Origin of the sequence: Bacillus salipaludis (assembly GCF_030938565.1) — a bacterium.
GTDB lineage: Bacteria > Bacillota > Bacilli > Bacillales > Cytobacillaceae > Neobacillus > Neobacillus salipaludis_A.
Genome location: NZ_JAVGVR010000001.1, coordinates 5054589 through 5071697, shown reverse-complemented (window position 1 = coordinate 5071697; position 17109 = coordinate 5054589). Strand labels below are relative to the sequence as shown.

Genomic DNA, 17109 nt, shown 5'->3' with positions numbered 1-17109 from the left:
GGGAGCGATATGGAGTTTATAAAAGAGTGGGTAACAAATATTATTCTATTTGTCCTCCTGGCAACTGTAATCGATATGCTTCTTCCCAATTCCAGTATGCAAAAGTACGTAAAGATGGTAACAGGATTATTGTTAATCGCCATTATCCTTACCCCCATTTTTAAATTAATCTCCAAGGACTTTGAAACAACGCTTGTGTCCATCCCATCAAATCAAACGCCTGGAGAAAAAAATATAAAAAATTTAATAGATTCAAAGAAAAAAGAAATACAAGACTCCCAACATGCATATATTTTAGAACAAATGCGTGTCCAATTAAAAAAGGACGTTAAGGAGGAGTTGATGGAAAACTACGGATTAGAGATTGCAGACTTAGACATCGCAACGAATGAAGAAAGTGACCAAGCCTTCCCTGAAAACATCCAAAAGATAACGGTTCTTCTGAAGCATCCAGAAACATCGGTACAGACAGTCGAAGCGATCAAACAAGTGGACATCAACACAGAAACACCTCTTTCAGCCAATGTTTCAGCAGAAGACACAGCAAAGGTTGCTGCATTTCTTTCTCAGAAATGGGATGTTGCTGAGAAATCACTAGAAGTTTCGATTGAAGGGGGGAATATGAACAAAAATGGATAAAAACCAAGGACCATTATCATGGTTAAAGAATTTACTTAAAAAAGACGGAAGCCCAAATAAAAAAGCCGGAAAATATCAATATATGCTTCTTGTTCTCTGTATCGGGGCTGCCTTCATGCTTGTAGGGAATGTCCTATTTAAAACGGACTCAGCTGCACCGGATGTTCCAGCTATGAAAAGTGATAACCAGCCAGCGAGTGATGTACCCGCCTTTGGATTGGGGAAATCAACTGGAAATAAAACCATCCATGAATATGAACAAGCATATGAAGATCAGTTGAAGAAGGCATTAGAAAATATGCTAGGGGTCAAAGATGTCACTGTCGTTGTAAATATTGATTCCACGGATCAGCGAGTGCTTGAAAAGAATAGGGTAACAAAATCGCAAACAACAGAAGAAACCGATCGTGAAGGTGGACAACGAAAGGTTCAGGAATCTTCTACAGATGAACAGCTTGTTATCATCCGAGACGGCGAAAAAGAAACTCCAATTGTGACAGAAACAAAAAAGCCTGAAATTCGTGGTGTCCTTGTTGTTGCCCGAGGTGCAGAAAATATTCAAGTGAAAAAATGGATTATTGAAGCAGTAACAAGAGCGCTTGGGGTCCCAAGCCACCGAGTTGCTGTCATGCCAAAAAAATAAGAGGGGGATTTATTCATGCTTTTGAAAAAACAAACGGTTTGGTTATTAACGATGTTAAGTTTGGTGGTTGTATTATCGGTGTATTATATTACTTCACCGGAGCAAAAAAATAGTAATGAGCTTGCAGCTGTACAACAAAAAGCAAAAGATCAAATGAATCAAAAAGAAATGAATTCAAAATCAACAGCAAAAACAAATGCTAAAGATGATAAGACTATTATCTCCCAGATTGCCGGTGATGATGAATTTGAAGCACTTCGTTTAAAATTGCAAGATGAACGCAGTCAATTACAAGAAGATTTAACAGCTCAAATGGCGAGTACAGATCTTCCCGCCGATAAAAGAAGCGAAGCGATGGATCAAATGAAAGAACTAAATAAAACAGCTCAAAAAGAAGAAATTCTTGAAACATTAATTAAAACGATGGGATATGAGGATGCTCTTGTCAGAGCCGAAGGAAACCAAGTCCGCGTAACAGTAAAATCAAAGAAACAACCATCAGCAACTGCAGCAAACGATATCATCCAACAGGTTAAAAAGGAAATTGGCGATACCAATTACGTTGCCGTCGAATTCCAGCCAACAAAATAAGAAACACTCCAAAGAGGGGGAAAGTACAAAGCTTTCCTTCTTTTTGGTTTGTAGAGTGTCCGCCTGGTGCGGACACTTTTGCTGGAAAGTCCACGGGCGGTGCCTGTCACCCACTTTCCCACCCTTTTTTTTACTTTTAGGTAAATAAAGATTAAAATGAATTTGAAGGTTATTGAAGCAGGAGAAAAAATATAGATTGTTGAACTTTTATAAGATAGTATCGTATAGTATTAGTAGCTAGTCTTAATATAGTGGTACAAGGAGTGTTACTCAATGTTAAAGGTACAAGAAATTCGTGAGTTAATTAAATTAGTTGATCAATCTAGTATTGATGAATTTGTTTATGAAAATGAAGGGTCAAAAATTAAAATGAAAAAAAGTGTGACTTCTGTCGTCACTACGGTTCAACCAGTCGTACATACTGAAGTTCCAGCAGCTCAAGCTGTTCAAGCAGCGCCTGTTCAAACGGCAGCACCAGTTACACCAGTGCAAGAAATCAAACAAGAACCGGTAACAGAAGCTCCTGTTCAAGCGGATACTTCCAACCTTCACAAAATAACTTCTCCAATGGTAGGGACTTTCTATGCCTCCCCATCACCAGATGCTGATGTCTATGTTAAAGCAGGCACAAAGGTTTCTAAGGATTCCATTGTTTGTATCGTTGAGGCGATGAAATTATTTAATGAAATTGAAGCAGAAGTAAACGGAGAAATTGTCGAAGTTCTTGCGAAAGATGGACAATTAGTGGAATACGGACAGCCATTATTTTTAGTAAAGCCTGAATAAGGAGCGGTAACAGAATGATAAAAAAGCTGTTAATTGCAAACAGAGGAGAAATTGCAGTTAGAATTATTCGTGCCTGCAGGGAAATGGGGATTGAAACAGTCGCCGTCTTTTCCGAAGCAGACCGTGAAGCACTGCATGTACAATTAGCAGATGAGGCCTATTGTATTGGACCAACCTCATCAAAAGATAGTTATTTAAACTTTACAAATATTATTAGTGTAGCAAAATTAACTGCCTGTGATGCGATTCACCCTGGTTATGGTTTTCTTGCTGAAAATGCAGCTTTTGCTGAGCTTTGCCGTGATTGCAACATCACTTTTGTCGGGCCAAGCCCTGAAGCCATCACAAAAATGGGAACAAAGGATATTGCAAGAGAAACTATGCGGGAAGCAGGCGTTCCAATTGTTCCCGGCTCCACCGGAATTATCGAGAATATTGAACAGTCGCTTGAACTTGTAGAAAAGATAAATTATCCGGTCATCATTAAAGCAACAGCCGGTGGCGGTGGAAAAGGGATTCGTATCGCCAAGAACGAACAAGAATTAATTAAGGGAATTAATATCACCCAGCAGGAAGCCTTAACAGCATTTGGTAACCCTGGTGTATATATTGAAAAATATATTGAGGATTTCCGCCATGTTGAAATACAAGTGCTTGCAGATAATTATGGCAATACCATTCATTTAGGTGAAAGGGATTGTTCGATCCAACGGAGACTGCAGAAATTGCTTGAAGAAACCCCTTCACCTGCTTTGGACGGGGAAATTCGTGAAGAAATGGGTAATGCCGCAGTAAAAGCGGCGAAAGCAGTTGATTATTCTGGTGCAGGCACGGTAGAATTTATATATGACTACCGCAATCGAAAATTTTATTTTATGGAAATGAATACAAGAATACAGGTAGAGCATCCTGTAACTGAATTGGTCACTGGAACAGATCTCATTAAAGAACAAATACGAGTAGCTTCCGGAGAAAAATTATCTTTGAAACAACAGGATGTTACCTTCACGGGTTGGGCAATTGAATGCCGAATTAATGCAGAAAATCCGGAGAAGAACTTTATGCCATCCCCAGGAAAAATCCATATGTATTTACCTCCTGGCGGCCTAGGGGTTCGTGTCGATTCTGCTGCATATCCGGGATATTCAATTCCGCCTTACTACGATTCCATGATTGCGAAAGTCATCACATATGGAAACACCAGGGAAGAGGCAATTGCAAGAATGAAACGGGCCTTAAGCGAATTTATTGTTGAAGGAATCCATACGACAATTCCGTTTCATTTAAAACTTCTTGAACATGAAAAATTTGTAGAAGGCCAGTTCAATACGAAGTTTTTAGAATTGCACGATGTGATGAAGTCAGTCTAAAATCTGGAGGTGTTCTAAAAATGAGTGAGTTTAGTATCTTGGAAATGGAGCAAGGAAACAACGGACTTGGTAAAGTGGAAATTGCACCGGAAGTGATTGAAGTAATTGCAGGGATTGCTGCTTCAGAGGTAGAAGGCGTAGCCTCCATGAGAGGAAACTTTGCCGCAGGTGTAGTAGAGCGGTTAGGGAAAAAGAATCATGGAAAAGGTGTTAAGGTCGAATTAACCGAATCGGGAATCAAAGTAGATGTCTATTGTGTGATGAAATTTGGGGTGTCCATTCCTGCTGTTGCACAAAAGATTCAAGATAATATCCGACAAGCCTTGTTAAATATGACCGCCTTAGATGCGGAAGAAATCAACATTCACGTGGTTGGTATCCAATTTGAAAATCAAAAAAGCGAACCAGAAATCGAACAAGAACTATAATACCCAAAACCAAAGGAGAAATCCTTTGGTTTTTTATTTAAGGCTGTGTAAAAGGACAATGTTAATTTTTGAACCAAGTTGATTGGAGCGGAAATCAACAACTAAGTTTAACAGAGCTTAATTTTAAAAAATTTTGCTCGTACAGTGCGAATCATTTTTAGTTATGCTATTATATTTTTTATGTGATTGACAAACTAAAATAACGGAACATGATTGGACAGACTTTTATCAATGTCTCTAAAAGGAGTTAACGGTATAATGAAAAGAAGAACAGCTAGAGAAAAGGCACTACAAGCCCTTTTCCAAATCGATGTAAGCAATGTGGACCCGGAATCGGCAATCGAACATGTATTGGACGGGGAAACGAATGACGACTATTTAAACAGACTTGTTTTAGGAGTCGTCGAACAAAAAAATACGATTGATCAATTTATTAAAGAAAACTTAGAAAAATGGACATTAGACCGCGTGGCTGTTGTAGACCGAAACCTGCTCAGAATCGCAGTATACGAATTAAACTTTGCACGAAACGAAGTTCCGGAAAATGTCATTTTAGATGAAGCAATTGAAATCTCAAAAATTTACGGTGATGAACAATCAAGCCGTTTTATCAATGGCATTCTTTCAAAAGTGAAAGAAAAGCTTCCGAAGGAATAAGTTTACAAAACAAGGTAAATAAAAGAATATACCCAATGGTCCTTATCTTTCATGTATATTTTTCTTCATTTCCCGTAGATTGCGGACAAAATGGAGAACTATATATATAATGGGTAAGGACAGTTTTATGGTTATGTTAAAAACTCTAAAGGAGTTAGCTATGCAGGAGCAAAGGTACTTATCAGTTAATGCCTTAACCAAATACATAAAAAGAAAATTTGATGCCGATCCCCATTTACAGGATGTTCACGTCCGCGGTGAAATTTCAAATTTTAAACAGCATTCCAGCGGACACATGTACCTTACTTTAAAAGATGAAAAAGCACGCATACTGGCTGTTATGTTTTCTAGCCATTCAAGGACGATGAAATTTTCACCTGAAAACGGGATGAAGGTTATTGTCAAAGGGGACATATCTGTCTATGAACCAAGCGGACAATATCAAATTTATATAAAGGAAATGCGGCCTGACGGAATTGGAGAACTATTTTTAGCCTATGAACAGCTGAAGAAAAGGCTTGAATCGGAAGGATTATTTGCATTAGATAAAAAAAGGCCGATTCCAGCCTATCCAAAAACGGTTGGGGTCATTACTTCTCAGACAGGAGCGGCCATCAGAGATATTATTACCACCATAAAAAGGCGTTATCCCATAGTCAAAATCCTTGTTTTTCCGGCGCTTGTACAAGGTGAAAACGCTGCACCCTCAATTGCTGGAGCGATTGAAAAAGCAAATAAACTTGAAGCGATTGATGTACTCATTGTTGGCCGTGGCGGAGGTTCGATTGAGGAGCTATGGGCTTTTAATGAAGAATTGGTTGCCAGGGCGATTTATACCTCTTCAATACCGGTTATCTCAGCTGTAGGACATGAAACGGATTTTACTATTGCGGATTTTGTGGCCGACCTGCGCGCACCTACACCAACGGCTGCTGCGGAACTCGCTGTCCCTCATATTGAGGAGCTTTTGGAAAGGGTCCTGCAGCGTCAAACACGGCTTTTAAGAGCAATGAATGAAAAATTCCGGACAGAAAAGCAGCGTTTTTCGCGTGTGCAAAAATCCTACGCTTTTCGTTACCCACTTCGACTTTATGAACAAAAGCTGGAGCAAGTGGATAAATTAACGGAATCTCTTGAACGTGGTCTTACCCGTCTGTCAGCATTAAAATCAGGTCAATACGAAACGGTTTATAAGAGACTGCAGCTAAAGTCTCCGAAAGTATTAGTACTGGAAGCGGAAAAACAGTTTAATCGGACACAAAAAGAAATCAATCGTGCGATGATGCAAATCTTAATGAAAAAACAAACAGAATTTGATCGAATGATTTCAACATTAAAAGCTTTAAGTCCTTTAAAAATAATGGAACGGGGTTACAGTCTTGTTTATACAGAAGACAACAGACTGGTTAAGAGCGTTCATCAGGTACATAAGGATGAATCTGTTGAAATCCAATTAGCCGATGGTAGCTTAATATGTAAGATTGAGGATAAGAAGGAGAGCGAAAAAAGTGGTGAATGAAAAACAATTATCCTTTGAAGAAGCAATGAATAAATTAGAGCAAATTGTGGATAGGCTTGAAGAAGGAGATGTTCCATTAGAAGAGGCTATTCTTATTTATAAAGAGGGAATGGAACTTTCTAAGCTATGTCACGATAAATTAAAAAATGTCGAAGAACAATTAACACAAATCATCACGGAGGATGGGCGAACGGAAAGTTTTTCAATTAAAGAGGAGGAATAGATTGTGGGAAATCGGTTACTTGATGAATTTGCATATGAATATAAACATCTGCTTGAAGCGGAACTCCGCAAATTAGTTGACCGGCTTGAAGCACCTCCTATCATAAAAAAGGCAATGCACTATTCCCTCGATGCTGGAGGAAAGAGGATTCGTCCCCTATTATTATTTGCAACTCTAGCTGCATTTGGCATTGACCCGAAAAAAGGGCTATTAGCTGCTGCTGCAGTTGAAATGATTCATACCTATTCCTTAATTCATGATGATCTGCCAAGTATGGATGATGATGATTATAGGCGCGGTAAGTTGACCAATCATAAGGTTTTTGGTGAGGCTACTGCGATCTTAGCAGGGGATGCTCTTTTAACCTACAGCTTTGAAGTGTTGGGAATGATTCCAAATGAAGCGGGCAGTTCAGATACAAAATTAAAATTGATGGTGGAGTTTGCGAAAGCAGGCGGAGCGGAAGGCATGGTAGGCGGGCAAGTCGCCGATATGGAAGGGGAAAATAAAGAACTTTCTATTGAAGAACTGGAGTATATACATATTCATAAAACAGGTAAGCTTTTAGGCTTCAGTGTTCATGCTGGTGCATTACTTGCACATGCAGAAGAGGATCAATTGGAGAATTTGAGAGCTTTTGCGCATCATCTTGGATTGGCTTTTCAAATACAGGACGATATTTTGGACTTAGAAGGTAATCCGGAATTACTAGGCAAACCTGTTGGAAGTGATGCGTCCAACCATAAAAGCACATATCCGCAATTATTGACAATGGATGGGGCTAAGAAGGCATTGCATCATCATATTGACGAGTCAAAGCGTTACTTGAAACGAACGGGCTTGAATACATCCCTTCTTATTGAAATAACCGATTTAGTGGCTTCTAGAGACCATTAAAAAGCAAGGGTGCTACAGCAGCATCGTGAGTCGTTATAGGTATTTGAGGCATTCTTTTCGTTATGATATAATGTGTTTTAATGAAGAAAACGTTGACAGTGCCGTTATCACTTGTGTGTTAGCGGCTATTTTTAAATAGATGGAAATTTCAAGTGAAAACAAACCTTACTAAATGTTTAGATAGAAAAAGGATGAAAGTGAGTGGTCCCAAATGGATCTGTTATCAATTAAAGACCCTTCCTTTTTAAAAGGGATGTCAAATAAAGAATTGGAGGTTTTGAGTCAAGAAATTCGCCAATTCTTGATTGAAAAGCTGTCTGTTACGGGAGGCCATATTGGACCGAATTTAGGTGTAGTTGAATTAACCATTGCATTACACAAATGTTTCGATAGTCCTAAAGATAAACTTATTTGGGATGTCGGACATCAGTCCTATGTTCATAAAATTTTAACCGGCAGGGCATGTGATTTCGATACATTAAGACAATTTAAAGGATTATGTGGATTCCCTAAGCGTGTGGAAAGTGAACATGATGTATGGGAAACAGGGCATAGTTCGACATCACTCTCTGCCGCTATGGGTATGGCGATTGCTCGCGATTTAAAGAAGGAGAAATCGTTTGTAGTACCGGTGATTGGGGACGGCGCATTAACAGGCGGTATGGCCTTAGAGGCGTTAAATCATATTGGTCACGAAAAGAAAGATATGATTGTGATTTTGAATGATAATGAAATGTCCATTGCACCGAATGTCGGTGCGCTACACAATATTCTTGGACAATTGCGCACAGCTGGAAAATATCAATGGGCTAAGGACGAACTTGAAGGATTATTGAAAAAGATTCCTGCTGTTGGCGGTGTTCTTGCGGCAACTGCCGAAAGAATTAAAGACAGCTTAAAATATTTGCTTGTATCCGGAGTGTTTTTTGAAGAACTCGGCTTTACCTATCTGGGCCCAGTCGATGGTCATAGCTTTGAAGATTTATTTGAAAATTTTAGTTATGCTAAAAAAACAGAGGGCCCAGTCCTTCTCCATGTGATTACAAAAAAAGGTAAAGGGTATACCCCAGCAGAACGAGATACAAAAGGGACTTGGCATGGAACCGGCCCTTATAAAATGGACACTGGAGCATTTGTCAAACCGGACAAAGCACCTCCGGCATGGAGTAGTTTGGTCAGTGAAACGGTGCGTAAGCTTGCACGAGAAGATAAAAGAATTGTGGCAATTACCCCGGCGATGCCTGTGGGGTCTAAACTGGAAGGCTTTGCAAATGAATTCCCTGACCGGATGTACGATGTGGGAATCGCCGAGCAGCATGCCGCAACAGTTGCTGCAGGCTTGGCAACACAAAATATGAAGCCTTTTTTAGCAATCTATTCTACCTTTTTACAGCGTGCTTATGATCAGGTGGTTCATGATATTTGTCGTCAAAACTTAAATGTTTTTATTGGAATTGACCGCGCTGGTCTTGTTGGAGCAGATGGCGAGACACATCAAGGTGTCTTCGATATTGCCTTTTTAAGGCATGTTCCGAACATTGTTTTGATGATGCCAAAGGATGAAAATGAAGGTCAGCACATGGTTTATACAGCACTTCAATATGATAATGGCCCAATTGCTATGAGGTTCCCGCGTGGAAATGGGCTGGGCGTACCGATGGATGAACAATTTAAGAATATCCCGATTGGAACGTGGGAGGTACTAAAGGAAGGCGATGATGCGGCGATATTAACCTTTGGTACAACAATTCCCATGGCAATGGAGGCAGCGGATATACTTGAAAAACAAGGTATTTCAGTTAAAGTAGTCAATGCAAGATTTATAAAACCCCTTGATGAAAAAATGCTGACAAATTTATTAGATAAAAATATACCGTTGTTAACAATAGAAGAAGCAGTACTTCAAGGTGGTTTTGGCAGTGCAGTCCTTGAATTCGCTCATGACCATGGTTATTACAGTCACGTAATTGACAGGATTGGAATTCCAGATCAATTTATTGAACATGGAGATGTCGGTTCCCTGCTTGAGGAAATCGGCATGACTACCAAGGAAGTCGTTAAAAGATTAACCATTCTTGCACGAAAAAAACAACAAAGGGCTTAAATCATGAAAAATAAAGAACGAATAGATGTCTTACTGGTCGAAAGAGGACTTATTGAAACACGGGAAAAAGCAAAAAGAGCAGTTATGGCCGGTCTTGTTTATACAAATGAAGAACGCTTAGATAAACCCGGGGAAAAAGTAAAAACAGATATACCTCTAACGGTTAAGGGAAACCTTATTCCTTATGTAAGCCGCGGAGGCTTAAAACTTGAAAAGGCCCTAAAAGTATTTGATGTTTCAGTTGTGGATAAGATTTTATTAGATATTGGTGCATCTACAGGTGGATTTACTGATTGTGCCCTGCAAAACGGAGCAAAAATGTCCTATGCTCTGGATGTTGGTTATAACCAGTTAGCATGGAAACTCCGGCAGGATGACCGTGTGGTCGTAATGGAGAGAACAAATTTCCGCTACGTGACTCCTGCTGATTTAATAGCAGGAATGCCAAATTTTGCAACCATCGATGTATCATTTATTTCGTTGACCTTGATTTTGCCGGTGCTTAAAACTCTTTTAGTACCTCAAAGTGATATCGTTGCACTTGTTAAACCGCAATTTGAGGCAGGACGGGAGCAGGTTGGCAAAAAGGGAATTGTTCGCGATGAAAAGGTCCATTTGCAGGTTGTAACCAAAATCATCAATTTTTCAATTGAGCAGGGGTATCAAGTTAAAAATTTATCTTTTTCACCTATTACTGGAGGAGACGGGAATATTGAATTCCTTCTTCATCTTTCCTGGTGGGGAGAGGAAAACAAAGAAAATAACCTCTTGCCTGTGGACCCTTCAGAGGTTGTTAAACTTGCACATCAGGAATTCCATACAAAGCAAACGGGTGAAGGATAGGCAAAATACGCTTATCCTTCTGTTTTTGGGAAAATAAATGACAACTCTTACAAAATCGGCTAACATAAGGGTAGAAGCGACATTTTTGAACATAATATTTAAATGGTTTTTACTGTTTACGGGGTGAAAAATATGAATAAAGGCCAGCGCCATATTAAAATTAGAGAAATTATTGCCAATAATGACATTGAAACACAGGATGATTTAGTGGATGAACTAAGAAATTCTGGCGTCAATGTGACACAGGCTACTGTTTCCCGTGATATAAAAGAATTGCATTTGGTGAAAGTCCCTTTGTTGGATGGCCGTTACAAATACAGCCTTCCTGCTGATCAACGATTTAATCCGCTTCAAAAACTAAAAAGATCTTTGATGGATGCTTTTATTCGAATTGACTCAGCAGGACATTTATTAGTGATGAAGTGTTTACCTGGTAATGCCATGGCTATTGGGGCACTTTTAGACAATCTTGATTGGGAAGAGGTACTGGGAACCATCTGTGGAGATGATACCATTTTAATCATTTGTCGAACACCTGAACAAACAGAAATCATTACAAACAGGTTTCTTGATATGCTTTAATTGGGGGAATGTTCCTTGTTATCAGAACTATCGATAAAAAACTTTGCCATTATCGAAGCCTCTTCCATTTCGTTTGAAAAAGGCTTGACAGTGTTAACTGGTGAGACAGGAGCAGGAAAATCCATCATCATTGATGCGATACATTTATTGGTTGGCGGGAGAGGTTCTGCAGAATTCGTACGGCATGGTGAAGAAAAGGCTGAGATTGAAGGACTTTTTCAATTAGATCATGATGGGCATCCATGCTATCTAAAGGCAATGGAATTTGGGATTGATATTGAAGAAGGGATGGTCGTTTTACGAAGGGATATCTCCCGTTCCGGAAAAAGCGTTTGCAGGATAAATGGAAAGCTTGTGACCATTTCTACTTTAAGAGAAATCGGTTCGACATTGATTGATATCCATGGACAGCATGAGCACCAAGAATTAATGGATGAAACCAAGCATCTATCATTGCTTGATCAATTCGGTTCCGATGAAATCATTTCCTCCCTCCGTGAGTACCAGGAAGTATTCCATCGCTATGAACACACATTACAAAAGCTAAAGTCATTAAGTGAGAATGAGCAGCAAGCAGCACACCGCCTGGATTTAATTCAATTTCAATTGAACGAAATTCAAAATGCCAATTTAAAGCTTAATGAAGATGATGAGTTATTTGAGGAAAAACGGAAGCTTGGAAACTTTGAACGGGTTTTCGAAGCGATACAATCCAGTTATTCAGCCTTAAGTGGTGAACAAAAGGGCTTGGACTGGATTAGTATGGTAATGGGGCATCTGGAGGATGCAGCAGGATTAGACACAGAATACAAAGAATTATATGAGGCGGTTTCAAACAGCTTCTATCAACTTGAGGATGCTGCACATGCTTTAAGAAATGAAATGGATGAATTGGAATACGATCCGCAAAGATTAAATGAAATTGAAGACCGAATAAATGAAATAAGCCAGTTGAAACGAAAATATGGCAAGACAATCCAGGAAATTTTAGAATATGCAGCCAAAATTGAAGAAGAAATTGAAACATTACAAAATAAAGAAACACATATTAACAAATTAGAAAAAGAATTAGCCTCTATTCAAAAGGATTTAGTTCTTGAAGCAAAACAATTAACTGAGCTTCGTAAAAAGTATGCGGAAAAGCTGACCAAGCTTATACATAAGGAGCTAAAGGATTTATATATGGCAAAAACGATTTTTGAAATTCGCTTTGAGAAGGATATAAAGCATTTTGCAAAAAATGGTGTCGACCATATCGAATTCTATCTTTCAACAAATCCCGGGGAACCGCTTAAACCATTATCGAAAATTGCTTCCGGGGGAGAACTTTCACGAATTATGCTTGCCTTAAAGAGTATCTTTTCAAAACATCAAGGTGTCACATCGATTATATTTGATGAAGTGGATACAGGAGTTAGCGGCAGGGTTGCACAGGCAATAGCTGAAAAAATTTATAAAGTCGCACATTCGTCGCAGGTTTTATGTATCTCCCATCTACCGCAGGTTGCTGCTATGGCTGACATCCATTTGTTTATTTCGAAGGTTACGAAGGGTGGCAGGACCAAGACATCCGTGACACCGCTTAAAGCCGAAGAGAAAATAAAAGAAATCGGCAGGATGATTTCTGGAGTCGAAATCACCGACCTTACAAAGAAACATGCTGAGGAATTATTGTTAATGGCTGCAAAAAATAAGAAAAATTGAAAAGCTTCCCAATAGGGGGAGCTTTTTTATATTGAAGGAAGGTTATAAATGCTTGTCAACGAGGCAAAATTATAGATGTAGCCATTTCGAAGTTGTGGACAAGAAGCGAGGAGAGTGAAAAAATTTGAATTTAGATATAATTAGAAAAATCATTGGTGGAATTCTCCTTGTTTCATTAATCAGTTTTATTTTCAATCAACCGCTTAAACAATACCTCGAAATACCAAAGACAATCACTGTCTTTGAAGGGCAAGATTATAATTTTCAAAAGGCTGCTCCGGTGTCAGCCGCTTTAGTTTCTCACAATTCAAGTATCGCACTTGCACAGGACAAACATTCAGTTTCTTTAAAGGCAAAGGAAAAAGGCAGTAATGAAATGCTCTTAGAGTTTGCAGGAATCCCTATTAAAAAGGTCGATGTAAAGGTTTTAAAAGATTTTCGAGTTATTCCAGGTGGTCAGTCAATTGGCGTGAAACTAAATACCGTAGGTGTCTTAGTGGTCGGGCATCATTTAGTGAATACGTTAAATGGAAAAAAATCTCCTGGTGAAATGGCTGGTATTAAAGTTGGAGACATTATTACAAAAATTAATGGAACTAAAATTGAAAAAATGGCAGATGTTGCACCATTTGTACAGGATGCAGGAGAAAACGGTAAAGCTTTAAACTTGGTGATTAGCCGTGAAAGCGGTAAATTTACGACAAAACTTACCCCCTTAAAGGACAAAGGGGAAAACACGTACAAACTGGGATTATATATTAGGGACTCGGCAGCAGGAATCGGAACGATGACCTTTGTTCATCCAGATTCTAAAAAATATGGTGCATTAGGACATGTGATTTCAGATATGGATACGAAAAAACCAATCGTCGTGGAAGACGGACAGATTGTCCGGTCAACCGTTACGTCGATTGAAAAAGGTAGTAATGGAGACCCTGGTGAAAAACTTGCACGTTTTTCTTCAGACCATGAAATTGTTGGGAATATACAAAAGAACAGCCCATTTGGTATTTTTGGGAAATTAAATAAATCGTTGAAAAATGGTATAATGGATAAGCCATTGCCGATTGCTTTATCAAATCAAGTAAAAGAAGGCCCTGCGAAAATTTTGACAGTTGTTAACAATGATCAGGTTGAAGAATTTGATATTGAAATTGTGAACACAATTCCGCAAAAGTTTCCAGCTACAAAAGGCATGGTCATAAAAGTAACGGATCCAAAGCTTCTAGAAAAAACAGGCGGTATTGTTCAAGGGATGAGTGGAAGTCCAATCATCCAGAATGGGAAGCTTGTCGGTGCTGTGACCCATGTTTTTGTAAACGATCCTACCTCTGGATATGGAGTGCATATAGAATGGATGCTGGATGAAGCAGGAATTAATATATATGATACACCGAAAGAAAAAGCAAGCTAAAAAGGAAAGTGCTTTGGCGTTAAGTTGATAATAAAAACAAATAGGCGGTTTCGCCTATTTGTTTTTTACGGATTTAAAGATTATTCGACAAAAAAGCGAAATTCGTCGAAAATAAGAGAAAAATTAAGAAAAACTGAGATTTTATCACTATTTTAAGAAATATTAAAAAAATGAAAGGAATTTTAGTTGCATTGTCGAATTTCTAATTTACAATAGAAAATAGAGACTACAGATGGAACTTACCAATTGGATTTGAGGAGGAATACGGTGTTGAAGAAAATAAAGGTGTGCGTCGTTGATGATAATAGGGAATTAGTTGGATTATTAGAGGAATATATTTCATCCCAGGAAGATATGGAAGTTGCAGGGATTGCACATAATGGTCAAGAATGTTTAGATTTATTGGGATCTGTAGATCCTGATGTACTAGTATTAGATATTATTATGCCCCATTTGGATGGGTTAGCTGTTTTAGAACGCCTACGTGATTTGAAGAAAGGTGCCTTGCCAAATGTAATTATGTTAACTGCCTTTGGTCAGGAGGATGTTACCAAGAAGGCCGTTGAACTGGGGGCATCTTATTTTATTTTAAAGCCTTTTGATATGGAAAACCTGGGTAACCACATTCGTCAAGTCAGCGGCAGAAATGCTTCGATAACAAGAAAAGCACCTCCTTCTCCAGCTTACCGTGTACAAGCGGAACAAAAGCCAAAAAACCTTGATGCCAGCATTACGAGCATTATCCATGAAATCGGTGTACCTGCACATATTAAAGGGTATTTGTATTTACGTGAAGCGATTTCCATGGTTTATAATGACATTGAACTTTTAGGATCGATTACAAAGGTCTTATACCCTGATATTGCTAAAAAATATAACACGACAGCCAGCCGTGTTGAGCGTGCCATTCGCCATGCCATTGAAGTAGCGTGGAGCCGTGGAAACATCGACTCCATTTCATCACTTTTTGGCTATACTGTCAGCATGTCAAAAGCAAAACCAACAAACTCTGAATTTATCGCAATGGTTGCAGATAAGTTGCGCTTAGAGCATATGGCTTCATGAAACGTTTAAAACTATAAATAAAAGCCTTCATTTATTGGAAATGAGGGCTTTTTTCGTTCTTATAGGGTGGTTATCAAAATTTTGATGCATATGATAGGACTGTAGATTAAAAATTACTTTTTTTGCTCCTTGTCCAATTCCATTAATTTTTGAATTAGGATATGTTGTGGCATATGCATAATTTGCTCAATGGGAACGTTTAATTTTTCCGAAAGTTTAATCGCTGTTTCAGGGGTTATTTGTAAAGGTTTCATAAAAAATTCCTCCAATTTAATAAGTAGTTAGGAAGTGACGGCATGACAGAAATTTTTGCTCACCGTGGTTATTCCTCCCTATTCGCAGAAAATACCATGAGTGCCTTTTATGAAGCGGAAAAGGCAGGAGCGGATGGGTTAGAACTCGATGTACAATTGACAAAAGATGGTGAACTCGTTGTCATCCACGATGAAAAGGTGAACAGGACCACAAGTGGAAACGGTTTTGTAAAAGATTTTTTATTTAAGGATATTCGTAAGCTGAACGCCAATAAAAAAGGCTTAAAAAAAGAAACCATTCCATCCTTAATTGAGGTTCTTGAATGGATGCAAACAAATACGCTGCTATGTAATATCGAATTGAAAAATGGTCTTCTTGCCTACGAAGGCATGGAGGAAAAAGTAATTGAGCTTATCCAAAATTACGGTTTAACGGATAGAATCATTATTTCCTCCTTTAATCATTACAGTATTGTTCATTGTTACAGGCTGGCCTCGGAAATTGAAACCGCTCCGCTTTTTTTAGAAGGATTATTTATGCCGTGGGTTTATGCACAATCCATCAGAGCAAAAGGGATTCATCCTAAGTATTCAACTCTCAGTGATGAAATCATTACCAGGACAATGGAGAACGAAATTGCTGTAAGGCCTTATACTGTTAATAATGATGCCGATCTTCATCGGTTATTTAGACTTAACTGTACATCCGTCATTACCGATGACCCTGTTAAGGCGTTGCGAATTAGAAAACAGTATGAAAAGAGACCCTAAGCGGTCTCTTTTTAGTTGGATTTTTTACCGTCGGTAGACCGTGGGTTTCCAGGACCTTTGAAACGTGATTGAACTTTGTTTCTTTTGCGGTCACGATGAAAGATAAATCCCGCAACAAACCCTAAACCGCCAAGAAAGAGGATGAGTCCGATCAAAAATTGCAGAGATAAATAGGGAATTGGCGGCTGCAAGATTCCAAAGGTCATATCACGCATTAGCTTAATGCCGAAAGCAGCCAAGAAACCCGGAATCAATAATATAATCAGTGCAATAATCCGCTGCATAATAAATTCCTTCCGAATTTTAATTGAAAGGCTGTGTTAAAGTACATAAACGTTGATTGGAGCGGAAGGTGCGAGACTCCTGCGGGAGCAGCGGGAACAGGTGAGACCCCACAGGTGCTTAAGCGCCGAGGAGGCTCACCGCCCGCCCCGCGGAAAGCGAGCATCCTGGAGCGAAAATCAACAACTAAGTTTAACAGAGCCAATTGAAAAGAAAAAGCTTCTCACGAAAATAATAGTACAATGAATATATTTGTCAAGCTGAACTATTCACTATACAATAAATATGAAAAAAATTGCATGACTCACTATGAGCGTATGAAAAAAGTTTCCTGATT

The 17109-nt window shown here is 38.9% G+C and carries 19 protein-coding genes; 17 read left to right on the top strand and 2 right to left on the bottom strand.

Annotated features, from left to right (window positions below; translation table 11 throughout):
• Positions 1-9: 9 nt before the first annotated feature.
• From spoIIIAF to spo0A, 16 genes are all read left to right on the top strand, one after another.
• On the top strand, positions 10-639 hold the full coding sequence (gene spoIIIAF / locus RCG21_RS25200; RefSeq protein WP_133335689.1) for a stage III sporulation protein AF: 630 nt from the start codon (positions 10-12) through the stop codon (positions 637-639).
• Positions 632-1282, top strand: a complete 651-nt coding sequence (gene spoIIIAG / locus RCG21_RS25195; RefSeq protein ID WP_133335691.1) for a stage III sporulation protein AG — start codon at positions 632-634, stop codon at positions 1280-1282. The genes spoIIIAF and spoIIIAG overlap by 8 nt, the downstream gene beginning before the upstream one ends.
• A gap of 15 nt (positions 1283-1297) precedes the next feature.
• On the top strand, positions 1298-1873 hold the full coding sequence (locus RCG21_RS25190; protein WP_026572561.1) for a SpoIIIAH-like family protein: 576 nt from the start codon (positions 1298-1300) through the stop codon (positions 1871-1873).
• Positions 1874-2146: 273 nt separating this feature from the next.
• Complete coding sequence (accB, locus tag RCG21_RS25185) at positions 2147-2659, top strand: acetyl-CoA carboxylase biotin carboxyl carrier protein (RefSeq protein ID WP_133335693.1); 513 nt, start codon at positions 2147-2149, stop codon at positions 2657-2659.
• A gap of 14 nt (positions 2660-2673) precedes the next feature.
• Positions 2674-4029, top strand: coding sequence for an acetyl-CoA carboxylase biotin carboxylase subunit (accC, locus tag RCG21_RS25180; RefSeq protein WP_133335695.1), 1356 nt, complete (start codon positions 2674-2676; stop codon positions 4027-4029).
• A 20-nt stretch (positions 4030-4049) separates the two neighbouring features.
• Positions 4050-4457, top strand: coding sequence for an Asp23/Gls24 family envelope stress response protein (locus tag RCG21_RS25175; RefSeq protein ID WP_026572564.1), 408 nt, complete (start codon positions 4050-4052; stop codon positions 4455-4457).
• A gap of 258 nt (positions 4458-4715) precedes the next feature.
• The gene (gene nusB / locus RCG21_RS25170; protein WP_133335697.1) at positions 4716-5114 is read left to right on the top strand and encodes a transcription antitermination factor NusB; all 399 of its coding nucleotides are present in this window, start codon (positions 4716-4718) and stop codon (positions 5112-5114) included.
• Positions 5115-5274: 160 nt separating this feature from the next.
• Entirely contained in the window at positions 5275-6633 is a 1359-nt protein-coding gene (gene xseA / locus RCG21_RS25165) for an exodeoxyribonuclease VII large subunit (protein ID WP_133336189.1), read from the top strand.
• Entirely contained in the window at positions 6623-6856 is a 234-nt protein-coding gene (locus RCG21_RS25160) for an exodeoxyribonuclease VII small subunit (protein WP_026572567.1), read from the top strand. Before xseA ends, RCG21_RS25160 begins: the two co-directional genes overlap by 11 nt.
• Positions 6857-6859: 3 nt before the next feature.
• Positions 6860-7753, top strand: coding sequence for a polyprenyl synthetase family protein (locus RCG21_RS25155; protein WP_133335699.1), 894 nt, complete (start codon positions 6860-6862; stop codon positions 7751-7753).
• A gap of 211 nt (positions 7754-7964) precedes the next feature.
• Positions 7965-9857, top strand: coding sequence for a 1-deoxy-D-xylulose-5-phosphate synthase (gene dxs / locus RCG21_RS25150; RefSeq protein WP_133335701.1), 1893 nt, complete (start codon positions 7965-7967; stop codon positions 9855-9857).
• Complete coding sequence (locus RCG21_RS25145) at positions 9858-10700, top strand: TlyA family RNA methyltransferase (protein WP_372512775.1); 843 nt, start codon at positions 9858-9860, stop codon at positions 10698-10700.
• 132 nt (positions 10701-10832) lie between these two features.
• On the top strand, positions 10833-11282 hold the full coding sequence (gene ahrC, locus RCG21_RS25140) for a transcriptional regulator AhrC/ArgR (RefSeq protein ID WP_133335705.1): 450 nt from the start codon (positions 10833-10835) through the stop codon (positions 11280-11282).
• Between the two features lie 15 nt (positions 11283-11297).
• Positions 11298-12986 (top strand): DNA repair protein RecN, encoded by a 1689-nt coding sequence (gene recN, locus RCG21_RS25135; RefSeq protein ID WP_133335707.1) that lies wholly within the window; start codon positions 11298-11300, stop codon positions 12984-12986.
• A gap of 124 nt (positions 12987-13110) precedes the next feature.
• Complete coding sequence (gene spoIVB / locus RCG21_RS25130; RefSeq protein ID WP_133335709.1) at positions 13111-14400, top strand: SpoIVB peptidase; 1290 nt, start codon at positions 13111-13113, stop codon at positions 14398-14400.
• A 270-nt stretch (positions 14401-14670) separates the two neighbouring features.
• Positions 14671-15465, top strand: coding sequence for a sporulation transcription factor Spo0A (gene spo0A / locus RCG21_RS25125; protein WP_133336191.1), 795 nt, complete (start codon positions 14671-14673; stop codon positions 15463-15465).
• A gap of 113 nt (positions 15466-15578) precedes the next feature.
• Here the strand turns inward: spo0A and RCG21_RS25120 are convergent, their stop codons facing one another.
• Positions 15579-15719, bottom strand: a complete 141-nt coding sequence (locus RCG21_RS25120; RefSeq protein WP_133335711.1) for a YycC family protein — start codon at positions 15717-15719, stop codon at positions 15579-15581.
• 42 nt (positions 15720-15761) lie between these two features.
• Between RCG21_RS25120 and RCG21_RS25115 the strand changes: the two genes are divergently transcribed.
• A complete protein-coding gene (locus tag RCG21_RS25115) occupies positions 15762-16490 on the top strand; it encodes a glycerophosphodiester phosphodiesterase (RefSeq protein ID WP_308913880.1) in 729 nt (242 codons plus the stop codon).
• A gap of 11 nt (positions 16491-16501) precedes the next feature.
• Here the strand turns inward: RCG21_RS25115 and RCG21_RS25110 are convergent, their stop codons facing one another.
• Positions 16502-16774: a DUF2627 domain-containing protein gene (locus RCG21_RS25110; RefSeq protein WP_133335715.1), complete on the bottom strand. Its 273-nt coding sequence runs from the start codon at positions 16772-16774 to the stop codon at positions 16502-16504.
• Positions 16775-17109: the final 335 nt, after the last annotated feature.